General features: G+C 39.4%; 24 protein-coding genes. 9 read left to right on the top strand and 15 right to left on the bottom strand.

Features of this window, described 5'->3' with window-relative positions; translation table 11 throughout:
- Nucleotides 1–269 precede the first annotated feature (269 nt).
- The 4 genes from H9565_RS02355 to purN form a co-directional block, all read right to left on the bottom strand.
- Complete coding sequence (locus H9565_RS02355; protein WP_215437027.1) at nucleotides 270–2,168, bottom strand: amidophosphoribosyltransferase; 1,899 nt, start codon at nucleotides 2,166–2,168, stop codon at nucleotides 270–272.
- Between the two features lie 45 nt (nucleotides 2,169–2,213).
- The gene (locus H9565_RS02350) at nucleotides 2,214–3,140 is read right to left on the bottom strand and encodes a PfkB family carbohydrate kinase (protein ID WP_215437025.1); all 927 of its coding nucleotides are present in this window, start codon (nucleotides 3,138–3,140) and stop codon (nucleotides 2,214–2,216) included.
- Nucleotides 3,141–3,343: 203 nt separating this feature from the next.
- Nucleotides 3,344–3,979, bottom strand: coding sequence for a ribonuclease H1 domain-containing protein (locus tag H9565_RS02345; RefSeq protein WP_215437023.1), 636 nt, complete (start codon nucleotides 3,977–3,979; stop codon nucleotides 3,344–3,346).
- The gene (purN, locus tag H9565_RS02340; RefSeq protein WP_215437021.1) at nucleotides 3,979–4,548 is read right to left on the bottom strand and encodes a phosphoribosylglycinamide formyltransferase; all 570 of its coding nucleotides are present in this window, start codon (nucleotides 4,546–4,548) and stop codon (nucleotides 3,979–3,981) included. The genes H9565_RS02345 and purN overlap by 1 nt, the downstream gene beginning before the upstream one ends.
- Nucleotides 4,549–4,707: 159 nt before the next feature.
- On the opposite strand from purN, the gene H9565_RS02335 reads away from it, so the two are divergent.
- The 5 genes from H9565_RS02335 (at nucleotide 4,708) to pyk (ending at nucleotide 9,066) form a co-directional block, all read left to right on the top strand.
- Nucleotides 4,708–4,941 carry an acyl carrier protein gene (locus tag H9565_RS02335; RefSeq protein ID WP_008269813.1) on the top strand — a complete coding sequence of 78 codons (234 nt, stop codon included), beginning with the start codon at nucleotides 4,708–4,710 and terminating at the stop codon, nucleotides 4,939–4,941.
- Between the two features lie 112 nt (nucleotides 4,942–5,053).
- Nucleotides 5,054–6,307, top strand: a complete 1,254-nt coding sequence (gene fabF, locus H9565_RS02330; protein WP_215437019.1) for a beta-ketoacyl-ACP synthase II — start codon at nucleotides 5,054–5,056, stop codon at nucleotides 6,305–6,307.
- A gap of 6 nt (nucleotides 6,308–6,313) precedes the next feature.
- Nucleotides 6,314–7,051 carry a ribonuclease III gene (gene rnc / locus H9565_RS02325; protein ID WP_215437016.1) on the top strand — a complete coding sequence of 246 codons (738 nt, stop codon included), beginning with the start codon at nucleotides 6,314–6,316 and terminating at the stop codon, nucleotides 7,049–7,051.
- Nucleotides 7,052–7,161: 110 nt separating this feature from the next.
- Complete coding sequence (locus H9565_RS02320) at nucleotides 7,162–7,626, top strand: IPExxxVDY family protein (protein WP_215437014.1); 465 nt, start codon at nucleotides 7,162–7,164, stop codon at nucleotides 7,624–7,626.
- Between the two features lie 3 nt (nucleotides 7,627–7,629).
- Nucleotides 7,630–9,066 (top strand): pyruvate kinase, encoded by a 1,437-nt coding sequence (gene pyk, locus H9565_RS02315; RefSeq protein WP_215437011.1) that lies wholly within the window; start codon nucleotides 7,630–7,632, stop codon nucleotides 9,064–9,066.
- 28 nt (nucleotides 9,067–9,094) lie between these two features.
- On the opposite strand, the gene H9565_RS02310 is transcribed toward pyk, so the two are convergent.
- Nucleotides 9,095–9,604, bottom strand: coding sequence for a PAS domain-containing protein (locus tag H9565_RS02310; protein WP_215437007.1), 510 nt, complete (start codon nucleotides 9,602–9,604; stop codon nucleotides 9,095–9,097).
- A 176-nt stretch (nucleotides 9,605–9,780) separates the two neighbouring features.
- Between H9565_RS02310 and H9565_RS02305 the strand changes: the two genes are divergently transcribed.
- From H9565_RS02305 to H9565_RS02295, 3 genes are all read left to right on the top strand, one after another.
- Entirely contained in the window at nucleotides 9,781–10,629 is an 849-nt protein-coding gene (locus H9565_RS02305; RefSeq protein WP_215437004.1) for a helix-turn-helix domain-containing protein, read from the top strand.
- Between the two features lie 324 nt (nucleotides 10,630–10,953).
- On the top strand, nucleotides 10,954–11,502 hold the full coding sequence (locus tag H9565_RS02300) for a carboxymuconolactone decarboxylase family protein (RefSeq protein WP_215437001.1): 549 nt from the start codon (nucleotides 10,954–10,956) through the stop codon (nucleotides 11,500–11,502).
- Between the two features lie 105 nt (nucleotides 11,503–11,607).
- Entirely contained in the window at nucleotides 11,608–11,994 is a 387-nt protein-coding gene (locus tag H9565_RS02295; RefSeq protein ID WP_215436998.1) for a cupredoxin domain-containing protein, read from the top strand.
- A gap of 88 nt (nucleotides 11,995–12,082) precedes the next feature.
- Here H9565_RS02295 and H9565_RS02290 read toward each other — a convergent pair whose 3' ends face one another.
- Nucleotides 12,083–12,244, bottom strand: coding sequence for a hypothetical protein (locus H9565_RS02290; protein WP_194529266.1), 162 nt, complete (start codon nucleotides 12,242–12,244; stop codon nucleotides 12,083–12,085).
- Nucleotides 12,245–12,441: 197 nt separating this feature from the next.
- Between H9565_RS02290 and H9565_RS02285 the strand changes: the two genes are divergently transcribed.
- Entirely contained in the window at nucleotides 12,442–12,900 is a 459-nt protein-coding gene (locus tag H9565_RS02285) for a COG2426 family protein (protein WP_215436996.1), read from the top strand.
- 20 nt (nucleotides 12,901–12,920) lie between these two features.
- On the opposite strand, the gene H9565_RS02280 is transcribed toward H9565_RS02285, so the two are convergent.
- The 9 genes from H9565_RS02280 to pdxA form a co-directional block, all read right to left on the bottom strand.
- Entirely contained in the window at nucleotides 12,921–13,370 is a 450-nt protein-coding gene (locus H9565_RS02280; RefSeq protein ID WP_215436993.1) for a 3-oxoacyl-ACP synthase, read from the bottom strand.
- Between the two features lie 6 nt (nucleotides 13,371–13,376).
- On the bottom strand, nucleotides 13,377–15,098 hold the full coding sequence (locus H9565_RS02275) for an IlvD/Edd family dehydratase (protein ID WP_215436990.1): 1,722 nt from the start codon (nucleotides 15,096–15,098) through the stop codon (nucleotides 13,377–13,379).
- Between the two features lie 104 nt (nucleotides 15,099–15,202).
- On the bottom strand, nucleotides 15,203–16,318 hold the full coding sequence (locus tag H9565_RS02270) for an NAD(P)/FAD-dependent oxidoreductase (RefSeq protein ID WP_215436987.1): 1,116 nt from the start codon (nucleotides 16,316–16,318) through the stop codon (nucleotides 15,203–15,205).
- Nucleotides 16,319–16,362: 44 nt separating this feature from the next.
- Nucleotides 16,363–17,715 (bottom strand): acetyl-CoA carboxylase biotin carboxylase subunit, encoded by a 1,353-nt coding sequence (accC, locus tag H9565_RS02265; RefSeq protein ID WP_215436984.1) that lies wholly within the window; start codon nucleotides 17,713–17,715, stop codon nucleotides 16,363–16,365.
- Nucleotides 17,716–17,799: 84 nt separating this feature from the next.
- A complete protein-coding gene (accB, locus tag H9565_RS02260; protein WP_215436982.1) occupies nucleotides 17,800–18,291 on the bottom strand; it encodes an acetyl-CoA carboxylase biotin carboxyl carrier protein in 492 nt (163 codons plus the stop codon).
- Nucleotides 18,292–18,324: 33 nt separating this feature from the next.
- Nucleotides 18,325–19,317 carry a beta-ketoacyl-ACP synthase III gene (locus H9565_RS02255; RefSeq protein WP_215436980.1) on the bottom strand — a complete coding sequence of 331 codons (993 nt, stop codon included), beginning with the start codon at nucleotides 19,315–19,317 and terminating at the stop codon, nucleotides 18,325–18,327.
- Between the two features lie 179 nt (nucleotides 19,318–19,496).
- Nucleotides 19,497–19,694 carry a 50S ribosomal protein L32 gene (rpmF, locus tag H9565_RS02250; protein WP_215436978.1) on the bottom strand — a complete coding sequence of 66 codons (198 nt, stop codon included), beginning with the start codon at nucleotides 19,692–19,694 and terminating at the stop codon, nucleotides 19,497–19,499.
- A 7-nt stretch (nucleotides 19,695–19,701) separates the two neighbouring features.
- Entirely contained in the window at nucleotides 19,702–20,223 is a 522-nt protein-coding gene (locus H9565_RS02245; protein WP_215438200.1) for a YceD family protein, read from the bottom strand.
- Between the two features lie 163 nt (nucleotides 20,224–20,386).
- Entirely contained in the window at nucleotides 20,387–21,433 is a 1,047-nt protein-coding gene (gene pdxA / locus H9565_RS02240) for a 4-hydroxythreonine-4-phosphate dehydrogenase PdxA (protein ID WP_215436976.1), read from the bottom strand.
- Nucleotides 21,434–21,487 lie beyond the last annotated feature (54 nt).

The raw sequence follows: 21,487 nt of genomic DNA, 5'->3' as shown, positions 1-21,487 counted from the left end.
AAAAGGGAGACCATTAAGGTCTAAACACATTAAAAATTGATATTGTATTGGAGCGTACAACTGAAGAAATGTAGCCCCATAAACTTGTAGAAAATAAAAAGGTGGAGTAAACTCCACCTTTTTGCCCCAAATCTTACCATGAACTTAACCTACTTATGCTATGGCAAGTTCAAATGTAATCTGACCTCCGTCCAAGCGGTTAAAAAAACGCCAAGTAGCGGATATTATCGATGAAATACATTATTTGTGCATTTCACCGATAAAGCCAATTAGTATGCACGTTCGTTCTTGCCTTCGTAAAAATTGATAAAGGCTTTATTTACTACTCGGTTACCACCCGGGGTGGGATAGTCTCCGGTAAAATACCAGTCCCCTAAATTCTTAGGACACGCTTCGTGAAGCGCCTCCACACTTTGATAAATAATCACTACCTCGGCCTTAATCTCTTCCGGACTAAGCAGCTCCCCAATTTTTGCGGATATTTCCTCTGGAGTAAAAGGTGCGTAAAATTCTTTAACGTAATTCACTACATCTTTATCCTTGCTACTTACCTGCTCTAAACATTTATCATAAATATCATCAACAACGTTCATTGTTAAACGTTCTTCATGTAAGGCCAATGCCGCCCTAAAAGCAATAAAATCTTCTAATTTGGCCATATCAATACCGTAGCAATCCGGATACCTAATTTGTGGCGCAGACGATACAACTATTATCTTTTTAGGCGATAAACGGTCCAATATCCTAAGAATACTCTTTTTTAATGTTGTTCCCCTAACGATACTGTCATCAATAATTACCAGATTATCTCCCTTCTTTACAGAACCATAGGATATGTCGTAAACATGTGTAACCAAATCATCGCGGCTACTGTCTTGTGTAATAAAGGTGCGCAGCTTTGCATCTTTAATGGCTACTTTTTCAATTCTTGGACGTACCTCTAAAATTTCATGAAGCTCCTCACTAGTAATCTTTGAGCCAATAGAAAGTATTTGCTCCTCTTTTCTCTTATTCAAATAGTTTTGCGCCTCCCTAACCATTCCAAAAAAGGAAGTTTCCGCAGTGTTAGGTATGTATGAGAAAACCGTGTTCTTAATATCATAATCTATTGACTCCAGAATTTGCGGAAAAACCAACCTTCCCAACATCTTTCGTTCTTGATAGATTTCTTTATCACTTCCCCTTGAAAAATAAATACGTTCAAATGAACATGCCTTTCTTTCCGTAGGCTCTAAAATTTGATTGATTGACGATGAGCCATCCTTTTTAATGATAATTGCACTACCAGGATCAAGTTCTTTGACCTCTTCGTAAGGCACATTAAATACCGTTTGTATAGCAGGCCGCTCAGAAGCAACTACCACAACCTCATCATCTTGATAATAATACGTAGGCCTAATACCTGCTGGATCCCTAAGAACAAAGGCATCTCCATGCCCCAAAAGACCGGCCATGGCATAACCACCATCCCAATTTTTGGCAGCTCTTTTTAGTATCTTATGAACCTTAAGACGTTCCGCTATAATAGGTGAAGCTTCCTGCTTGGTATATCCTTCCTTTTTTATTTGCTTGTAGAGTTTGGCAACGGCATCATCTAAAAAATGACCTATTTTCTCCATTACGGTTACTGTATCCGCCATTTCCTTTGGGTGCTGTCCGATCTGAATTAAATTATCGAACAGCTCATGTACATTGGTCATGTTAAAGTTACCCGCAACAATAATATTACGGTGCATCCAGTTGTTCTGCCTCAAGAAAGGATGTACACTCTCTATACTGTTTTTCCCAAAAGTACCGTAGCGCACGTGACCCAAAAGTACTTCTCCTATATAAGGTATGTTCTTTTTCTGAGCCACAACATCATCTACATATTCCGGGTGCTCTTGTAACGTGGTATTAATACGATCGTTTATTTGCGCAAAGATATCTTGTATAGGTTGTTGAGCAATAGACCGCACCCTGCTCATGTAACGTTCCCCTGGAGCTGTATCTAACTTGATACTTGCAAAGCCCGCACCATCTTGGCCACGGTTGTGCTGCTTTTCCATCATTAGATACATCTTGTTTACCCCGTAAAAGGCCGTACCGTACTTCTCTTTGTAATACTCCAACGGTTTAAGCAACCGTATTACCGAAATACCACATTCATGTTTAATCGCGTCACTCATTATAAATCTACGTATTAAAAAAGCCCCTAATATAGGGGCGTGTCATTATTTTAATTCTATGTCAAACTGTGTCAAGGCCTTAAATTGATGCAGCCTTTTAGTAACCTCTTCCCTTTTTAAATCTTGCATACGCTCCGTCCCAAATCGTTCTACACAAAACGATGCTAAATTAGAGCCATGGATAACGGCATTTTTCATATTGTTGAACGAAAGGTCGTTAGTGGCCGCCAAATATCCTGAAAAACCTCCTGCAAAGGTATCTCCAGCACCTGTTGGATCAAACACCTCTTCCAGAGGTAAAGCCGGAGCAAAGAAAATTTTCTCCTCATGAAACAAGAGCGCTCCATGTTCTCCCTTTTTGATCACCAAGTACTTTGGCCCCATTTGCTGAATAGCTTTTGCAGCCTTTACCAAAGAGTATTCATTGGTCAACTGCCTTGCTTCTTCATCATTTATGGTAAGTACATCTATATGTTTAATGACCTCCATTAACTCTGGCAACGCATTGTCCATCCAAAAATTCATAGTATCCAATACTATCAACTTTGGTCGTTTTTCCATTTGGTTGATTACGCTTAGCTGAACACTAGGATGCAGATTACCCAACATAACTACATCAGCATCTTTAAACCCTTCGGATACTACAGGGTTAAAATCGGCCAAGGTATTCAATTCCGTTGCTAAAGTATCTCTAGAATTAAGGTCATTGTGGTACTTTCCTTTCCAATAAAAGGTTTTTCCGCCTTTTACAATTTCCAAAGCACTAAGATCTATCTGCTTATTGGTTAGAATATCTAAATATTCTTGCGGAAGGTCTTCTCCCACAATAGAAACGATTCCTGATTCTACATTATACTGGGAAGCCGCCAAACCAATGAAAGTTGCTGCACCACCCAAAATCTTATCAGTTTTCCCGAAAGGAGTTTCAATTTCGTCAAAGGCAACAGTGCCCACGATTAGAAGTTTGCCCATGCAATTTTAAGTTTAAGCTGCAAATATACGCTTTTGTAACGCTATTACGTGCAAATATACCCTTACAAAAAAAGCTTGCGAATATTACCTTTCCAATTTTTGCACATCTCATTATACGCCAGTTTTCTGAGATGCAATGCATTGTCTATAAAGAAATAGATTATAATTTTTTGTCCAAATACTTTGTGGCCCTGTACTCAACGCTACTTGCGGCCAAAATCCGCAGGAATCTCTCCCCACACCTTAGTTTCCCATTTAACGATCGGGGTGCTGTACGAATTGTTTTTTAACCACTCCAAAGCTCTCCTAATCAAATCAAAAACTTCTTTGTTCTTAGGTGTTTCCTGTAGTTTAGTATTGCACGTTTTTTTACGCACCCAACTCATAGCCGTACGGGAATCTGTATAAATAATCCTATTACTCTTATTGTTCTTTAAAAAAGCTAACCCGTGTACTATGGCCAAAAACTCTCCTATATTATTAGTGCCTTGCTGAAAGGGCCCTTGCCTAAAAAGTTTTTTGCCCGTTTTTGTATCTACTCCCTGGTACTCCATAATTCCTGGATTACCGCTGGAGGCCGCATCTACGGAAATGGAATTGTAGTTTGGCGTTCCATACCTTTGTATAAGTTCAGGCGTTAAAACAGGCTTCCCCTTTTTCTTTCCTTTAAAATCCTCATAATTACCATTAAAGGCTTTTTTGGCCTTTTCAAACGTTTCAAAAGATTTGTACTGAGCCCCTTTAAATCCTGTAATTGCAGCTTTACAAGCTGCCCAAGAATCATAAATTCCAGGTTTTTTCCCTTTCCAGACCGTATAGAACTTTCCTTTTTTAGCCATTATTCTACTTCTAATAGTTGCGCTATAACCTTTGGGAAATATTCGTATTCGAGATCGTGTACTTTTCCGGCTATACTCTCCGCAGTATCATCTGCAGAAACTGACGTTTTTGCCTGCTTAATTACAGCTCCCTCATCATAATTTTCATTTACATAATGAATAGTGATACCGGTTTCCGTCTCATTATTGGCCCTAACGGCTTCATGTACATGATTACCGTACATACCTTTGCCACCGTATTTTGGCAATAACGCTGGGTGAATATTTACAATTTTATCAGGAAAATTCTCAACCAAGTTCTGGGGTACTTTCCAAAGAAAACCCGCTAACACAATAAGATCCGGTTTAAACGATTTTATAATATTCAGCACGCATTCCGTTTCATAAAAAGCAGTCCTGTTAAAATATAACCCATTAATTTTAAGACTATTACACCTGTCTAAAACTTTTGCCCCAATTTTATTGGTCAATACGGCACTAATGTTCACTTCAGGATTATCTTGAAAATACTTAACAATGTTTTCAACATTAGATCCAGAGCCGGAAGCGAATAATACAAGGTTTTTCATGCAGCAGATAAGGTTACAAGTAGCAAAATATTTAGGTCAAAAATACCGCTCTTATCCTGAAATTTTATAAATTACAAGACATTTTAACGACAAATAGTGGATTTAGTCCAAAGTTTTTTATTTTTGCAACCAATTTAATTTTTTAAAAACAATATTATTATGTCAGACATTGCATCAAGAGTAAAAGCTATCATCGTTGATAAATTAGGTGTGGATGAGAACGAAGTAGTAACGGAAGCTAGCTTTACTAACGACCTAGGGGCCGATTCTTTGGATACCGTGGAGTTGATCATGGAATTCGAGAAAGAATTTGATATTCAGATTCCCGACGATCAAGCTGAGAACATCGCAACAGTTGGCCAAGCCATTAGCTATATAGAAGAAGCGAAGTAATCTTTATGATTTCTTGAACGAGATTCAAAATTATCCATGTGGTAACCATTATCGCATGGATAATTTTTTTAATTTACGCTTGACTTACTAAGTAAACCAAAAATCAGGTTCAATGCAATTAAAGCGAGTTGTAGTTACTGGGTTGGGTGCGTTGACTCCCATAGGTAACAATATTGAGGAATATTGGGAAGGTCTTAAAAACGGAAAGAGCGGTTCTGCTCCCGTTACCTATTACGATACCGAAAAATTTAAGGTAAAATTTGCCTGCGAGCTTAAGAATTTTGACCCTCTAGAGCATTTTGACCGCAAAGAGGCCAGAAAACTAGATAGGTTTGCACAATATGCCTTGGTCTCTTCGGATGAGGCCATTATAGATTCCGGTCTTGACCTTAACGAAGTAGACAAGTTTCGTGTTGGGGTTATCTGGGGCGCCGGTATTGGTGGTCTGGAGACTTTTCAAAACGAAGTAATGAACTTTGCGGAAGGTGACGGTACACCTAGGTTCAATCCATTTTTTATACCCAAAATGATTGCGGATATTGCTCCCGGGCATATTTCCATCAAGCACGGTTTTATGGGGCCTAACTATACCACCGTTTCTGCATGTGCATCTTCGGCCAACGCCATGATCGATGCTCTAAACTATATTCGTTTAGGCCATTGTGATGTTGTTGTTACCGGAGGTAGTGAAGCCGCAGTAACCATAGCAGGTATGGGTGGTTTTGGAGCTATGCACGCTTTATCTACTAGAAATGATAGCCCTGAAACGGCCTCTAGACCGTTTGATGCTACCCGAGATGGGTTTGTTTTGGGTGAAGGTGCAGGTGCATTAATTCTAGAAGAGTATGAACATGCGAAAGCGCGTGGCGCAAAAATATATGCAGAAGTTGCCGGTGGAGGGCTTTCTAGTGATGCCTACCACATGACCGCACCGCACCCGGACGGGATAGGAGTGGTACAGGTAATGAAAAACTGTTTAAGGGATGCTGGTCTAAAACCGGAAGATGTAGATACCATTAATACGCATGGTACATCTACTCCCCTTGGAGATGTGGCAGAACTAAAGGCTATTAGTGAAGTCTTTGGCGACCATGCCCCTAACATCAATATTAATTCTACAAAATCAATGACCGGCCACTTACTGGGTGCTGCCGGGGCTATTGAGGCCATTGCTTCAATTTTAGCTATGCAACATAGTTTGGTTCCTCCAACTATAAACCATACTACCGTAGATGAGAATATAGATCCCAAACTAAACTTAACCCTTAACAAAGCCCAGAAGCGCGACGTAAACGTTGCCCTGAGCAACACCTTTGGGTTTGGTGGTCACAATGCCTGCGTAATTTTCAAAAAATTTAGCGAGTAATACAGTATGGGATTTCCTTCCAATATATTTAATTCCCATCCTAAAGAGGATGGGGATTTTTTTGGGGGAATGACTTCTATTTTGGGTTTTAAACCTAGAAAGCTAGCTATTTACAAAAAAGCTTTCATACACCGCTCCGCTAATGAAAAGGACAAGGACGGGAATCCTCTAAACTATGAACGTTTAGAGTTTTTAGGCGATTCCATGCTGGGAACAATAATTTCCAAGCACTTGTATGATCAAGTACCGGAAGGAGACGAAGGCTATCTTACCAAGATGCGCTCAAAAATTGTAAGCCGCAAACATCTAAACGAACTTGGTAAGGATTTAGGACTCATAAATTATGTAAAAAGTCGTATTCCTAAATCCCATTTTGGAGAAAACATACACGGCAATGTTTTTGAAGCGTTGGTAGGCGCCATCTATCTAGATCGCGGCTACAAGTATTGCGAAAAGTTCATTAACCAAAAGGTTATAGAGCCTTATGTAGACATAGAACAACTAGAAGGTAAGGTCATAAGCTACAAGAGTCTTGTAATTGAATGGTGCCAAAAACAGAAAAAAACGTTTGACTATGACGTTTATGATGATACAGGTAATGACGCGTTAAAGCATTTTGCGGTAAAACTTACTATTGCAGATACAGTAGTGGCAAAAGCAAGGGCCACTTCTAAAAAAAAGGCAGAGGAACGTGCTTCAAAACGGGCCTATTACGCATTACAGGATAAGATGGACAAGTCTTAAATTGTAATTTTATGTAACCAAAATGTTATAGTTTGTTCAAAAATAGTTTTAGCCTTATCTAATCTAGGCGTTGTACGGTATTAATATTATCTTTACCACTTTGTGCCCCTATGGTAGCAGTACATAAAATTACGAACGACTTTTACGAAGATACATTCGATTTAGTTGCGTTGCATAGTAGCCTTGAAGATTATGCCATAGCCTACGCTCTCAATCTTCATTTAAAATCGAGCTTTAAAAGGTCACCTAAAGACCTTGACCTCACCGGTCATATTACAGTTCCCATTTTTGAATGGAAAGATGATATTAACGATAGGTACTGGACCTTATTCACAAACAATGGTCTAGCGGAGGACACAAATAGTAGAAAAGGGCTATTTAAGGACGAACCCTCTTTCACGACATTTCACATGGTGCCCGAACACCGAGATGTAGACTATTTTTTAAAAATAGAACAAGATGGGTTTATTAATATGGAAAACCTTGTGAGAACACTGCAAAACATACCCAAAATTATAACGGCTTACGCCATAGAAACTGACAAACTCAAATCTAAGAACAATTTAATTTTTTGATCAATGCCAAGTAATAAAAAAACAAAAATTGTAGCCACCCTAGGGCCGGCCACAAGCAAAAAAGAAGTGCTGAAAGATATGATGGAGGCTGGTGTAGATGTCTTTCGCATCAACTTCTCACATGCAGACTACTCAGATGTTACAGAACGTGTAAAAATGATACGGGAACTCAATGAAGAAACCGGTCGTAATACCTCTATTCTTGCAGATTTGCAAGGCCCTAAGCTAAGGGTAGGCGTTATGGCTAGTGAAGTTGTAGTTGCCCCAGGTGATGAAATTACTTTTGTTACAGGCGAGCCTTTTGAAGGTACTGCCGAAAGGGTATATATGAACTATGCCGCTTTTCCACAGGATGTTAAGCCAGGTGAGCGTATCTTGCTTGATGATGGAAAATTAATGTTTGAAGTAGTTGCTACGGATAAAAAATCCGAAGTAAAGACCAAAGTTATACAAGGTGGTCCGTTACGCTCCAAAAAAGGGGTTAACCTGCCTAACACCAACATCTCTTTACCTGCCCTAACGGAAAAGGATGTTAAAGATGCCATTTTTGCTATTTCTTTAAAAGTAGACTGGATCGCACTTTCCTTCGTTCGTTTTAGCCAAGATCTTATTGATTTACAAGCAATCATTAAGGAGCATGCCGATGAGAAAATTCCGATTATAGCTAAAATTGAAAAGCCTGAAGCCGTTGAAAACATAGATAAGATTGTTGCTTATTGTGATGGGTTAATGGTTGCTCGTGGCGATTTAGGTGTTGAAGTGCCTGCACAAGAGGTTCCGTTAATTCAAAAACAATTGGTGCTAAGGGCCAAAAGAGCTCGTATTCCAGTAATTATCGCCACACAAATGATGGAAACGATGATCACAAGCCTTACGCCTACACGAGCCGAGGTTAACGATGTGGCCAACTCCGTTATGGATGGGGCAGATGCCGTTATGCTTTCCGGTGAGACTTCCGTAGGTAACTACCCGGTTCAGGTTATTGAAAAAATGGCAAGTATTCTTCAAAGTGTAGAAGGCTCGGAGCTTATTCAAGTACCTCATGATCCGCCGCATATCCGCACAAAAAGATATATTACCAAGTCCATTTGTTATCATGCCGCCATTATGGCCAACGAAATTAAGGCAAAAGCCATTTCTACGTTGACCAATAGTGGATATACTGCATTCCAGATTTCTGCATGGAGACCAAGTTCCCATATTTTAGTATTCACCTCTAACAAGCGTATTCTTACGCAGTTAAACCTTCTTTGGGGTGTTCGCGCTTTTTATTACGACAAATATGTCTCTACGGATGAAACTATTGAAGACGTAAATAAAATGGCATGTGATAAAGGCCTTTTGGAAACAGGCGATATGCTAATTAGTTTAGCGGCAATGCCCATGAAGGAAAAAGGTATGGTAAACACGCTACGTGTTACCGAAATAGAAAGTAAATAAATAGTAATGTATATTGAAAGAAGTGGTCTTAGGCCACTTCTTTTTCAAATGCAATAAAGTTGACGAGTTGACCTCTGTTGTTGAATATAGGCTCTGCTTTTATTTCACAATGGTACGTACTTCCGTCCTTTTTATAGTTTAGAACAACGGCCTCAAAAGGAACCTTTCTTTCGATGGCCGTTTTTATTTTGGCCAAAGCTTCTCTGCTAGTTTCCTTGCCTTGAAACAGTTTAGGTGTTTTTCCAATAACCTCTTCTGGTTTATAGCCCGTCATTAAAACTAGATTTTCCGTAGCATGTACTATAGTTAATTGGCTATTGGTTACAACCACAACCTCCTCTCCTAATGAGGACACCAAATCCGTTTTATCATATGCCCATCTATTCCGTTGGGCCAAAGCCTGTAAGTATCTCAGGTCTTTTCCGCTTATACAAAGTTTCTGAAAATTAAGACTGTGCAGGTCCCAAGAAACCAATGGCACAGGACTAATATTTGTCTTGCTAAAAAATTTATCTGCCGCTTCATCGTACGCCTTCATACTCTTAATAGTTAAATTGACCACTATTTTGATTTCCTTTGGTAATAGTACAAAAAGACTTTTTGCCTAACAAACAGTTAGACTCGTTTAACAACAAAGATTAACTTTCCAAGTAACATTTGGGTAAGGTTATCATTACAAGAGAGACTAATTTTAAAACAACCAATCTGCTGCAGATGAAATTTGAATTCAATGATACAAAACTAGGCTCTCACTTAGGGTTTACGAATGATATTAAAAAATACCAGAATCAATTTTCAATACAATCCGGAAACATTTGTATGCTCTGGAACCGCAATAACTTGCCTCTAGAACTACACATAGATGGCATGCCCATTGAGCTATTACCGGATCAGCTAGTTACCACTACCTACCTGCAGCATGTTTCCTATGAAAAAACGGAATTGCCATTAACCGCGTTTCATTTCAACAGAGAATTCTATTGTATTAATGATCACGACCACGAAGTATCTTGTAACGGCATTCTATTTTTTGGAACCCAAGACCTCCCAATCATAACTATTCCTGTAGAACAAAAACGCAAGTTCGAGACTTTGTACGAGGTTTTTCAAGATGAATTTTCCACACCCGACGGTATACAGGGAGACATGCTTCAAATGCTGTTAAAACGACTTATAATTATCTGTACACGTCTGGCCAAGGAACAACTTATCGTAAAAAAGTTAAATAATGACCAGGTTGAAATTATAAGAAAGTTTAACGTATTGGTAGACACGCATTACAAAACCAAAAGAAAGGTTAGCGATTATGCAGAGCTTCTTTATAAAAGCCCAAAAACGCTTTCTAACCTGTTTTCCATTTACAACCAAAAATCACCACAGCAGATTATTTTAGATCGTTTGGCACTTGAAGCAAAACGATTGATAAATTTTACGGACAAGCAAAACCAGGAAATTGCATACGATCTAGGCTTTAATGATCCAGCACATTTCAGTAGGTTTTTTAAAAAAATGACCGGTACATCTCCCTCTCAATATAGAGAAACAGCCCCAATTTCTTCGTAAAGGGAAATTTCTACAAGCGGTCGGGCAATCGCTCCTAACAAACAGCCTCACTTACTTCGCATCTTTGCCTTGTAATTAAAAAACAACGCAAGATGAATTTAAAACATATATCCCTTTTTAACCTTATAGAGATTTTTTCTCATCCCAGAAAACAATTGCAAACTATAAATGCAAACGTGCATTGTGAGCAAAAACATCATCATGATTTTTATTGTGATGCCGAAAAACCGCATGTAGAACTTTAAAACAAAAACAAATTAATAATCGTCATAGAAACGGAGCACTAGATATATGCTTCATTAAACTGACAAAATATCTAAAATTATGAGCAATTTTAATGTACCCAAAAGAGAAGAAGTAAGTACAGGCAATCAAGCCATTTTTGATAATTTGGAAAAAGCTGTTGGCTTTGTACCCAACCTTTACGCTACGTATGCCTATTCTGAAAATGCGCTAGCTAATTATTTAGCTTTAAGCAACGCAAAAACATCTTTGAGTGCCAAACAAAAAGAAGTAGTGAACTTAGCAGTGAGCGAAGTTAACCAATGTACCTATTGCCTTTCTGCGCATACGGCTATTGGAAAAATGAATGGATTTAGCGATGCTGAAATTCTTGAGCTTAGAGCTGGGAAAGCATCTTTTGATGCTAAATTGGATGCCCTTGCCGGGTTTGCAAAAAACGTTACTGAAAACCGTGGAGCAGCCGATGAAGCTATAGTTGAGAGATTCCTTAACGCAGGATGGACTAAAGAGAACTTGGTAGATACTATTGTATTGGTAGGAGACAAAACCATTTCTAACTACTTACACAAGACCACAGATGTTCCTGTAGATTTTCCGGTTGCAGCATCATTACAATCTGTTGAAGCTTAACATAAATCTAGCGCAACCTTTATAGCGCTGGGCAATTAAAGTCCTTTTAAATTTAAATAAATATTAAAAACCCGTCTTTTCAAAAAAGACAAAATTCAAAAAATTATGAAAAATATTATCGCAGCATTAGCATTAGTTTTCACCGTGGCATTTTCAGCAAATGCACAGGACAAAATGAGCAAAAAAGTAAAAACAATTGCCTTGGAACAAACTCCGGGCGAGTTTACTAAAAAACAACTTACCGTAACACCGGGTACATATGTTTTTGAAATTGCCAACAATGGAGTTGGTCATGATGTTGGTTTTGTTCTAGTAAAAAAAGGAGAGGATATTAGCAAGCCTGAAAACCACATTCAGACTGCCTATGTAACAGAGGTGGTTGCTACTGGAAAAACACAGTTATCTAAACCTACGGTATTGGAAAAAGGTGAATATGTATATTTTTGCCCAATGAACCCAACTGCTACTGACAATACTATTCTTGTTCAGTAACAACGGTAGACTATCTTTTAGAAACATGAGACTATAAAAAAAAGGGAACCTTAATAGGTTCCCTTTTTTTTATTTGTAGTGCTCAGAACTATTTATTGTCCTCAAGTTTGATGACTTCAGTTCTAGCATCGTTGTTGTTCTCTTCCTCTAGCTCATCTGCGATATCTTCCAATTCAGATTTTACACTGCACGAAAAGGCAGTCATTGAAACAAAGGCCAGTAAAAATAATTTTGCAAATAAAGGTTTCATAGGTTTAAGTTTTGGTTAATACTATCTGCATTCTAAAACTCAGATAGATAGATAATATTGTACCTCTTATCGAAAAGTTAAAATCTGTTAAAAAGAACCTTCTATTTTTGAGCGGCACAATTTTTGGAATTATTTATGAGTTCCAATGGTGCTCAAACCCCATGGATTAGTAGTTTAGCGCTTCCAAAAAAAATGTTGTGATTATAGATTTCATTATTGCCATGTTATGGAGCCTTTCTCCTTTTGGGGAAGCAAAGGTAGGTATCCCTTATGGGTTACTCAATGGCCTTAATATCTATCTGGTATTCTTGCTTTGTTTTGCCGCCAACGTACTTGTTTTTCCACTAATGCTCTTCTTTCTGGAGAAAGTAAACCGCTATTTTTTACGCTGGGGATTCTATAAGAAGTCGGCTATTTTCGTGGCAAGGCGGGCTAAAACCGGTTCAGGCGATAAAATAAAACGTTACGGATTCTGGGGGCTTATCTTTTTTGTAATGCTTCCGGTGCCCGGTACAGGGGTGTACGCTGGTAGTATTGCATCCTATCTTTTTAAAATTGAAAAAACCAAAGCCTTTTGGGCCAATACTATAGGAATATTCTTTTCCTCGGTTATTGTTTGGTCTGCCACTTTGGCATCAATGAAAGGTATTGGGTAACACTTTCTTTTTCTTGACAACTATCTAATTTCAATAATTTTAATTTCTTGACCGCTAAAGGTGGTGCTGGCGCCCTGTTCTTTTCCAAAGAGTAGTTGGGCTATTGGGGTTGCAGCAGATATACAATAAACACTTTTCCCTTCGGATTTGAATTCCCCTGCAGAAATTGCCAAATAGTAATCCGCTTTTGAAGTAACCACCCAACTCCCAAGACCCACAACGGGCTTTGAGGCTTCCTGAGGTACTTTAGATAGTGTTTGCTTCATTTTTTCGGCCTCCGCTAACTGTTGTCCCAGTTTCTCACGTTCAAGCTGTAACATTGCCCTACCGGTTTCATGCTTGTCTCCCGCGCTACTTTTTGTTTCTGATGACAATGAGGTTTGTATGTCCTCTATATTTTTCTGAATCCTGGCTACACGTTCAATAACGAACGTGGTACAGAACTGATGTAGCTGCTCTTTCTTTATCATTTACCTTTAATGTAAATCCCTATCTACCTTAGCTCCGGAACCTCCTACCAAAAAATCCAGATCGGCACCCTTATGCGCCTGTTCTACATGGTCTATATACATTTTTACATATCCTCTATCCGCCAAAGGCTTAGGCGCTTTCCATACCGCCTTACGTTGTTCCAGTTCACTTTCGGCAACCAATAGATCAAGACTTCTGTTCTCAACATCTAACTGGATTAAATCTCCATTTTGTACCAAGGCCAATGTTCCGCCCACCGTTGATTCCGGGGAAACATGTAAAATTACGGTTCCAGCGGCGGTGCCACTCATACGACCGTCCGATATTCGCACCATATCCGTAACTCCTTGAATCAAAAGTTTTTTAGGAAGATCTACGTTGCCCACTTCCGGCATACCTGGGTAACCTTTGGGGCCTACTCCCTTTAAAACAATTATACTGTTCTTATCTATTTCTAAATTAGGATCATCAATTCTAGCATGATAGTCTTCCATGCTTTCAAAAACAACCGCTTTTCCGGTATGCTTCATTAATTCCTTTGATGCCGCCGAAGGCTTTATAACTGCACCGTTTTCACACAAATTACCTTTAAGCACCGCAATACCCGCATTTTGTTGGACGGGTTTTTCCACCGATGCTATAACATCAGTATCATAACAAACCGCCTCATTATAGTTCTCCGTAATGTGTTTTCCGTTTACGGTAAGGGCCGTATCATGTAGCTTGGGCCTTAACTCTTTCATGACAACGGAAATTCCGCCAGCATAAAAGAAATCTTCCATTAAATGCTTTCCGGAAGGCTTCAAGTTTACCAATAGAGGCACCTTGCTCCCCAAGACATCAAAATCTTCCAAATTTAAATCTACACCTATTCTACCCGCAATTGCCGTAAGGTGAATAATGAGGTTGGTAGACCCCCCAACCGCAGCGTTAGTAATTATAGCGTTCTCAAAAGCTTCCCTGGTCAATATTTTGGACAATTTTAAATCCTCCTTAACCATTTCTACAATACGCCTGCCAGAAAGCTGCGCGAACAATTTCTTACGGGAATCTGCTGCGGGAATTGATGAAAAGCCAGGTAAAGTAAGTCCTAACGCTTCTACCATTGTTGCCATAGTTGAAGCTGTTCCCATAGTATTGCAATGCCCAATACTCCGGGCAACACAAACTTCGGCCTCGGTAAAATCGGCATCACTAAAACCATCTACGCTTCGTTTTTCCTTGATCATCCAATTCATAGAACCGGAACCCATTTTTTCTCCCCTAAACCTACCGCTTAACATTGGGCCGCCAGGAACTACAATAGTGGGCAAATCTACGCTACAAGCGCCCATTACGGTGCTGGGCGTAGTTTTATCGCAGCCGGTCAACAAAACAATTCCGTCAAGAGGATTAGCCCGTATGGATTCTTCCGTATCCATACTCGCCAAATTCCTAAAAAGCATAGATGTTGGCCTCATAATAGTCTCCCCTAAAGACATTACCGGAAACTCCATAGGAAAACCACCAGCTTCAAGAATTCCTCTTTTAACCACTTCCGCAAAATCTCGTAAATGCCCATTACAAGGTGTAAGTTCTGACCATGTGTTGCAGATTCCAATAACGGGTTTACCCGTAAAATAATCATCTGGATACCCTTGGTTTCGGAGCCAAGAACGGTGTACGAAGCCCATTTTATCCTTTCCGCCAAACCATTCACTACTACGCAGGTGCTTCTTATCTTTCATATAAATTAGGAGAGGTTAGTTCAAAGTAGTTAAAGTAATGAATCTAGGCCAGCCTGCAAAACTATAGTACTATCAAGATTACCGCTTAGGGGAAACCTAATAAACTATTCCAGTAAATCCGCTAAGTTATTACCTATTGTACTCCCAATAGCTATGCCCATGCCTCCCAACCTAACACCACAATACACGTTTTCCGAAAGCTGCTTGACTATAGGTTTCTTTTGCATACCCGTTCCCATAATTCCGCTCCATGTGTAATCAATAGTAAATGGAGTCTCGGGCAGAATTACTTCCTTAAGTAATTTGTCTAGATGAGTCTGAATCACTTGTGAATTACCAAACCGATCTGTTTCCTCTCCTTTAAAATCAAGATTTCTACCACCTCCAAACAAAACCCGATTATCTATATTCCTAAAATAATAATAGCCCTCATCAAAATGAAAGGTTCCCTTTAGATTCAAATTTTCAATGGGTTTGGTAATCAATACTTGCGCCCTTGCGGGCTTAACATCCTCACCAATTAATTGCGGACTGAAACCATTGGTAGCTATCAGCATTTTTTTAGATGAAAATTCGAACCTATTTGTTTTTATTTTGATGCTGGAGCGGTCTGCGGAAAAATTCTCTACGGTAATGGAATTAAGTATAGTAATTCCTGCCTGCTGTACCAATTTTAACAGTCCGTTCATCATTTTTCCAGTATCCAACTGCCCTTCAAACCTATGGGTAATATAATTTTCCTTTATCCCTTTAAAACCAAAGGTATTAGGAGACCCATAAAATGCATCTGCTTTAAAGATCGGGTGCAACAGTGCGTTAATTTCAGATTGCTTTTGCACACACTTCTGATATAACTCCTGCGCCGCATCAAGAAACAATTCATAGCCACCGTTTACCTGAAAACCCATTGCTTTATCGCCAAGGTTTTTACGGAGTTTTTGTATTCCTTTCCAGCGCTGTGCGACCAGTTCGATCACTTCTTGTTCGCTATGTAAATCTAAGTCCGCCAAAATTTCGGAAATACTCCCAAAGCAAGCAAATCCAGCATTTTTGGTGCTCGCTCCTTGAGGCAAAAAACCCTTTTCCAAAATAAGGATTTTCGCTTTTGGAAATCGCTCATGCAGACGCAAGGCGCAGTTAAGCCCCACGATACCACTACCCACAATAGTGAAATCAACATTCGTTAACCACGTTTTATATTCCCAATAACTTAGCTCCATTTTACTGTATAAAAAAACCCCGATAAATATCGGGGTTTTAAATCTTATTCCGCTGGTGGTGGATCCATTTTGAAATCTTCCATAAATGCGGTAGTATAATTACCCGCTAAATAATCTGGGTGATCCATTAATTGCCTGTGGAACGGTATAGTTGTTTTAATGCCTTCAATTACGAACTCATCTAAAGCCCTTTTCATTTTATTGATAGCCTCTTCACGTGTTTGCGCAGTGGTTATCAACTTTGCAATCATAGAATCGTAATTTGGCGGTATACTATAGCCGCTGTAAACGTGCGTATCCATACGTACACCATGACCTCCTGGAGTATGTAAGGTAGTAATCCTACCCGGTGAAGGCCTAAAGTTGTTATATGGATCTTCCGCGTTTATTCTACACTCTATGGAATGAAGTTTAGGTAAATAATTTTTACCAGAAATAGGCACGCCTCCAGCTACTAGTATCTGCTCACGAATTAAATCGTAATCAATAACCTGTTCCGTAATAGGATGCTCTACCTGAATACGGGTATTCATTTCCATGAAATAGAAATTTCTGTGCTTATCTACCAAAAATTCTATGGTTCCCGCTCCTTCGTATTTTATGTACTCCGCAGCTTTAACAGCTGCCGCTCCCATCTCTTCACGAAGTTTATCCGTCATAAAGGGTGATGGGGTTTCTTCTGTAAGCTTTTGGTGTCTTCGCTGTACTGAGCAATCTCTTTCCGATAAATGACATGCCTTACCGTATTGGTCTCCAACAATCTGAATTTCAATATGCCTTGGCTCCTCTATCAGCTTTTCCATGTACATACCGCCGTTGCCGAATGCTGCGGTAGCTTCCTGTACGGCACTCTCAAAAAGGTCTTCCATTTCCTCTTCCTTCCAAACGGCGCGCATACCCTTACCACCACCACCGGCAGTTGCCTTGATCATAACAGGATACCCCATTTTCTTGGCAGTTTTTATGGCATCTACAACATCTTTTAACAAACCGTCCGAACCAGGAACTGTAGGAACACCGGCCTCTTTCATGGTTTTCTTGGCAGAAGCCTTATCTCCCATACGATCTATGTGCTCACCGGAAGCTCCAATAAACTTAATATCGTGCTCTGCACATATTTTGGAAAATTTAGAATTTTCCGAAAGAAACCCATAACCTGGGTGAATGGCATCGGCATTTGTAATTTCCGCTGCCGCGATAATATTTGGTATTTTCAGGTACGATTCGCTACTCGGAGCAGGACCAATACAGACGGCCTCATCAGCAAAACGAACATGCAAACTTTCTTCATCTGCCTTAGAATAGACGGCTACGGTCTTTATACCCATTTCCTTACAGGTACGTATAACACGTAACGCAATCTCTCCCCTATTTGCAATTAATATTTTTTTGAACATACTTTTTTAATTTAAATTCCAAAATCTAAGTACCAACAATCCATTCCCCTAAAGGGAACCTTATTTGGGATTCAGAATTTATAATTATGACGGATCTACCAAGAACAATGGTTGATCAAATTCTACAGGAGAAGAATCCTCAACTAAAATCTTAACGATTTTACCAGAAACCTCAGATTCAATATCGTTAAAAAGTTTCATTGCCTCAATAACACAAAGCACATCTCCTTTTCCGATAGAAGTACCCACTTCTACAAACGCACTCTTATCCGGTGATGGCTTTCTATAAAAAGTACCGATTATTGGCGATTTAATAGTGATATACTTTGACTCATCATCTTTTTTCTCTGTTTTGGCCGTATCGGCCGCAGCAACCTCAACAGTTTGTGCCGGAGCTTGCGCAGACATCATCTGGGCTTGTGGCATAGGAATCTGTTGCACATAGGTTGTTTCGTTTCCAGAATCCGAAGTACCCGTTTTAATGGTGATTTTTAAATCCTCCATTTCCAACTTTACTTCACTGGCCCCTGATTTTGCTACAAACTTGATCAGGCTTTGAATTTCTTTAATATCCATGGATGTTATTTATTTAAATGATCGGTATTTTATTTAATAAGCCCATTTTAGGTAAATGGAACCCCAGGTGAAACCTCCGCCAAAAGCGGCAAAAACAAGGTTGTCGCCTTTTTTCAACTGGCCTTCAAAATCAGCCAACAGTAACGGTAAGGTTGCCGATGTGGTGTTACCGTATCTTTCTATATTCATAAGAACTTTAGAACTGTCCAGACCCATTCTATTGGCCGTGGCATCTATAATTCTCTTATTAGCTTGGTGTGGCACCAACCAAGAAACATCTGTATGTTCCAAGTTGTTGCGTTTCATAATTCTCTCCGCTACATCTGCCATATTGGAAACCGCAAATTTGAACACCGTTCTACCATCTTGGTAGATAAAGTGCTTTCTATTCTTAACCGTTTCTATGGTAGCGGGCATTAAAGAGCCTCCTGCATCCATTCCCAAAAATTGTCTTCCGGAACCGTCTGCCCTTAAATATTCATCTTGTAATCCTAGACCTTCTTCGTTAGGTTCGAACAAAGCCGCACCCGCACCATCACCAAAAATAATACATGTGGTACGATCTGTATAATCTATTATTGAAGACATTTTATCTGCCCCAATCAGCAATACCTTTTTGTACCTACCGGACTCTATGTAACTGGCCGCGGTTGACATGCCGAACAAAAAGCTGGAACAAGCCGCCAAAAGATCATAGGCAAATGCGTTTACAGCCCCAATTTCGGACGCTACAAAAGCCGCTGTAGATGCCACCATACTATCTGGTGTAGCAGTGGCTATCATTATTAGATCAATTTCTTTTGGATCAATATTTTTTCTTTGGATCAGGTCTTGCGCAGCTTTAATAGCCAAATACGAAGTACCTTCTCCCTCTTCGGGTTTTAACACCCTTCTTTCTTTTATTCCCGTTCTGGAGACAATCCATTCATCATTTGTCTCTACCATATCTTCCAGCATGTTGTTGGTAAGAACAAATTCCGGAACATACCCTCCTACAGCTGTAATTGCTGCTGTTATTTTACTCATCTTAAAGTTGATTTGATATCAGAAACCTTCAAAAATGCCTCAAAATTGGTGAAAATTAATCAATTTTTATCAATTCGTCCTGTAAAACTATGCGTTTTTGAGATTTCAGTAGTAGAAATAAAAAACTCCCGTCATTAAATACGGGAGTCGTGAATTCATTATTAAGATAACCGATACATTTATGCTTCAGCCTCTTCAGTCTTATCGATCAAAACTTGACCTTTGTAGTATAATTTACCTTCATGCCAATGCGCTCTGTGGAACAAGTGCATTTCGCCAGTAGTTGGATCAGTAGCCAAAGTTGGTGCTACTGCTTTATAATGGGTTCTTCTTTTGTCCCTTCTGGTTCTCGATATTTTTCTCTTAGGATGTGCCATTTAAAACTTATTTATCCGTTAACAGTTTCTTTAATTCGTCCCATCTGGGATCACTCTCTTTTTTCTCTTTCTTTGGCTGCAGTTCCTCAAGCTTTTTTAAGGCTTCCGATTGCAACGTACCATCTAATACCCCTGGGTGAATTCTTTTTTGCGGTACGGCCAACACTAACATTTCGTATACGTATTGTGCAATATTGACCTGATGTTCTCCGTGGGGAATGATTAGAATTTCATCATCTTCATCATTATATTCTTCCCCAAATTTGACTACGAGTTCCAAATCTGCCTCTATAGGCTGATCAAAAGGTTCGTTGGTCAGGTCGCAATTTACATTAACCGTGCCCTGGGCTTTCATCTCTAACTCAAGCATTGTGCTCATCTTGTTCAAAACAACATCCAACTTAATGTCTGCCGCGTTGAACTCTTCATACCCAAAAGATTCAAAGAACGGGTTATTAATCGTATACTCAAATTCGTGTTTTCCTTGTCCTAATCCAGAGAAAGGAATGTTAAACTCCTTTTGCTTCATCATTTCAACACTGATTTTTATACACCGCCAGATTAAAGGCGGGTGCAAAGATACTATTATTTAATAAACTTACAACCCTTTTTTAATTGGAATTCAATACGTTCGCCTATCTTTTAGACCATTTCTTGAAATTAAAGCGAAACATTGGCCCAAAAACAAGCTTTTATCTCCTTATACGCTGCTTTTGCAAAGGGTTTTCAGTAAGTTCTTGATATTCTTTTCTATTCTTAAAAATATGTAGAGCAGTAAAGACCGCTTCCTTAAACGAGCTATGATCCGCCTTGCCTTTACCTGCAATCTCATACGCCGTACCGTGGTCCGGAGAGGTTCTTACCTTAGAAAGGCCTGCTGTATAATTAACCCCTTTACCAAATGAAAGCGTCTTAAAAGGAATAAGCCCTTGATCGTGATAGGCCGCTAAAATGGCATCAAAACTTTTGTAACCGTCCGACCCAAAAAAACTGTCCGCAGAATATGGTCCAAAAACCAAATGGCCCGATTCTGACATTTCTTTTATGACCGGTTTCATGACCTCATCGTCTTCTTTACCTATTATACCGTTGTCTCCGCTATGCGGATTAATGCCCAACATGGCTACCTTGGGAGCGCGAATTCCAAAATCCATTTGCAAAGATTTCTCTATGGTGCGCACCTTATTTCTTATTAATATAGGATTTATGGCTGCCGGAGCGTCCTTTACGGCAACATGATCGGTAAGCAAACCAACTTTAAGGTCATCCGTAACCATGAACATTAAGCTCTCCCCTTCCAATTCTTGGGCCAAGAAATCAGTATGGCCGGGAAATTTAAAATCGTCTGCCTGAATGTTATTTTTATTGATCGGGGCCGTAACCAGAGCATCTATAGCATCATTTTTTAAAGCATCAACTGCCGCCCGTAAAGACTTAATAGCATATTTACCTCCTTCTTCGGTAGCTTCTCCAAACTTAATTTTAGGAACTTCTTTCCATACATTAACTACATTTATCTTACCGTCTACCGCTTTAGAAGCATCAGTAATGCCATGATAGTTAATATTCAGGCCCAATTCTTTTTTCTGAAAAGAAATGGTTTTGTTGGATGCAAATATGACGGGTGTACAAAAATCCAGCATGCGTGCATCTTCAAAGGTCTTGAGTACTACCTCACAACCTATTCCGTTTAAATCGCCTATAGAAATACCCAGTTTAATTTTTCCTTCTTCCTGCATCTTATTCTTTACCTTTGCCTAATAATCTAGGGTACAAAACTACTTAAATTTAAC

The organism is Zobellia russellii, from assembly GCF_018728565.1.
GTDB lineage: Bacteria > Bacteroidota > Bacteroidia > Flavobacteriales > Flavobacteriaceae > Zobellia > Zobellia russellii.
The sequence above is the reverse complement of the archived record's forward strand: the minus strand, read 5'-3'. Positions and strand labels throughout refer to the sequence as shown.

Coding starts and splice junctions, on each gene's coding strand:
- H9565_RS02345 (WP_215437023.1), bottom strand. CDS start 3,979: ATGGCTAAAAAAGGAAAGTTCTATACGGTCTGGAAAGGGAAAAAACCT.
- H9565_RS02305 (WP_215437004.1), top strand. CDS start 9,781: ATGAAATTTGAATTCAATGATACAAAACTAGGCTCTCACTTAGGGTTT.
- H9565_RS02350 (WP_215437025.1), bottom strand. CDS start 3,140: ATGGGCAAACTTCTAATCGTGGGCACTGTTGCCTTTGACGAAATTGAA.
- H9565_RS02300 (WP_215437001.1), top strand. CDS start 10,954: ATGAGCAATTTTAATGTACCCAAAAGAGAAGAAGTAAGTACAGGCAAT.
- rnc (WP_215437016.1), top strand. CDS start 6,314: ATGGGATTTCCTTCCAATATATTTAATTCCCATCCTAAAGAGGATGGG.
- H9565_RS02290 (WP_194529266.1), bottom strand. CDS start 12,244: ATGAAACCTTTATTTGCAAAATTATTTTTACTGGCCTTTGTTTCAATG.
- H9565_RS02335 (WP_008269813.1), top strand. CDS start 4,708: ATGTCAGACATTGCATCAAGAGTAAAAGCTATCATCGTTGATAAATTA.
- H9565_RS02310 (WP_215437007.1), bottom strand. CDS start 9,604: ATGAAGGCGTACGATGAAGCGGCAGATAAATTTTTTAGCAAGACAAAT.
- H9565_RS02355 (WP_215437027.1), bottom strand. CDS start 2,168: ATGAGTGACGCGATTAAACATGAATGTGGTATTTCGGTAATACGGTTG.
- H9565_RS02275 (WP_215436990.1), bottom strand. CDS start 15,098: ATGAAAGATAAGAAGCACCTGCGTAGTAGTGAATGGTTTGGCGGAAAG.
- purN (WP_215437021.1), bottom strand. CDS start 4,548: ATGAAAAACCTTGTATTATTCGCTTCCGGCTCTGGATCTAATGTTGAA.
- H9565_RS02270 (WP_215436987.1), bottom strand. CDS start 16,318: ATGGAGCTAAGTTATTGGGAATATAAAACGTGGTTAACGAATGTTGAT.
- pdxA (WP_215436976.1), bottom strand. CDS start 21,433: ATGCAGGAAGAAGGAAAAATTAAACTGGGTATTTCTATAGGCGATTTA.
- fabF (WP_215437019.1), top strand. CDS start 5,054: ATGCAATTAAAGCGAGTTGTAGTTACTGGGTTGGGTGCGTTGACTCCC.
- H9565_RS02255 (WP_215436980.1), bottom strand. CDS start 19,317: ATGAGTAAAATAACAGCAGCAATTACAGCTGTAGGAGGGTATGTTCCG.
- H9565_RS02320 (WP_215437014.1), top strand. CDS start 7,162: ATGGTAGCAGTACATAAAATTACGAACGACTTTTACGAAGATACATTC.
- H9565_RS02245 (WP_215438200.1), bottom strand. CDS start 20,223: ATGAAGCAAAAGGAGTTTAACATTCCTTTCTCTGGATTAGGACAAGGA.
- accC (WP_215436984.1), bottom strand. CDS start 17,715: ATGTTCAAAAAAATATTAATTGCAAATAGGGGAGAGATTGCGTTACGT.
- H9565_RS02295 (WP_215436998.1), top strand. CDS start 11,608: ATGAAAAATATTATCGCAGCATTAGCATTAGTTTTCACCGTGGCATTT.
- accB (WP_215436982.1), bottom strand. CDS start 18,291: ATGGATATTAAAGAAATTCAAAGCCTGATCAAGTTTGTAGCAAAATCA.
- rpmF (WP_215436978.1), bottom strand. CDS start 19,694: ATGGCACATCCTAAGAGAAAAATATCGAGAACCAGAAGGGACAAAAGA.
- pyk (WP_215437011.1), top strand. CDS start 7,630: ATGCCAAGTAATAAAAAAACAAAAATTGTAGCCACCCTAGGGCCGGCC.
- H9565_RS02280 (WP_215436993.1), bottom strand. CDS start 13,370: ATGATAAAGAAAGAGCAGCTACATCAGTTCTGTACCACGTTCGTTATT.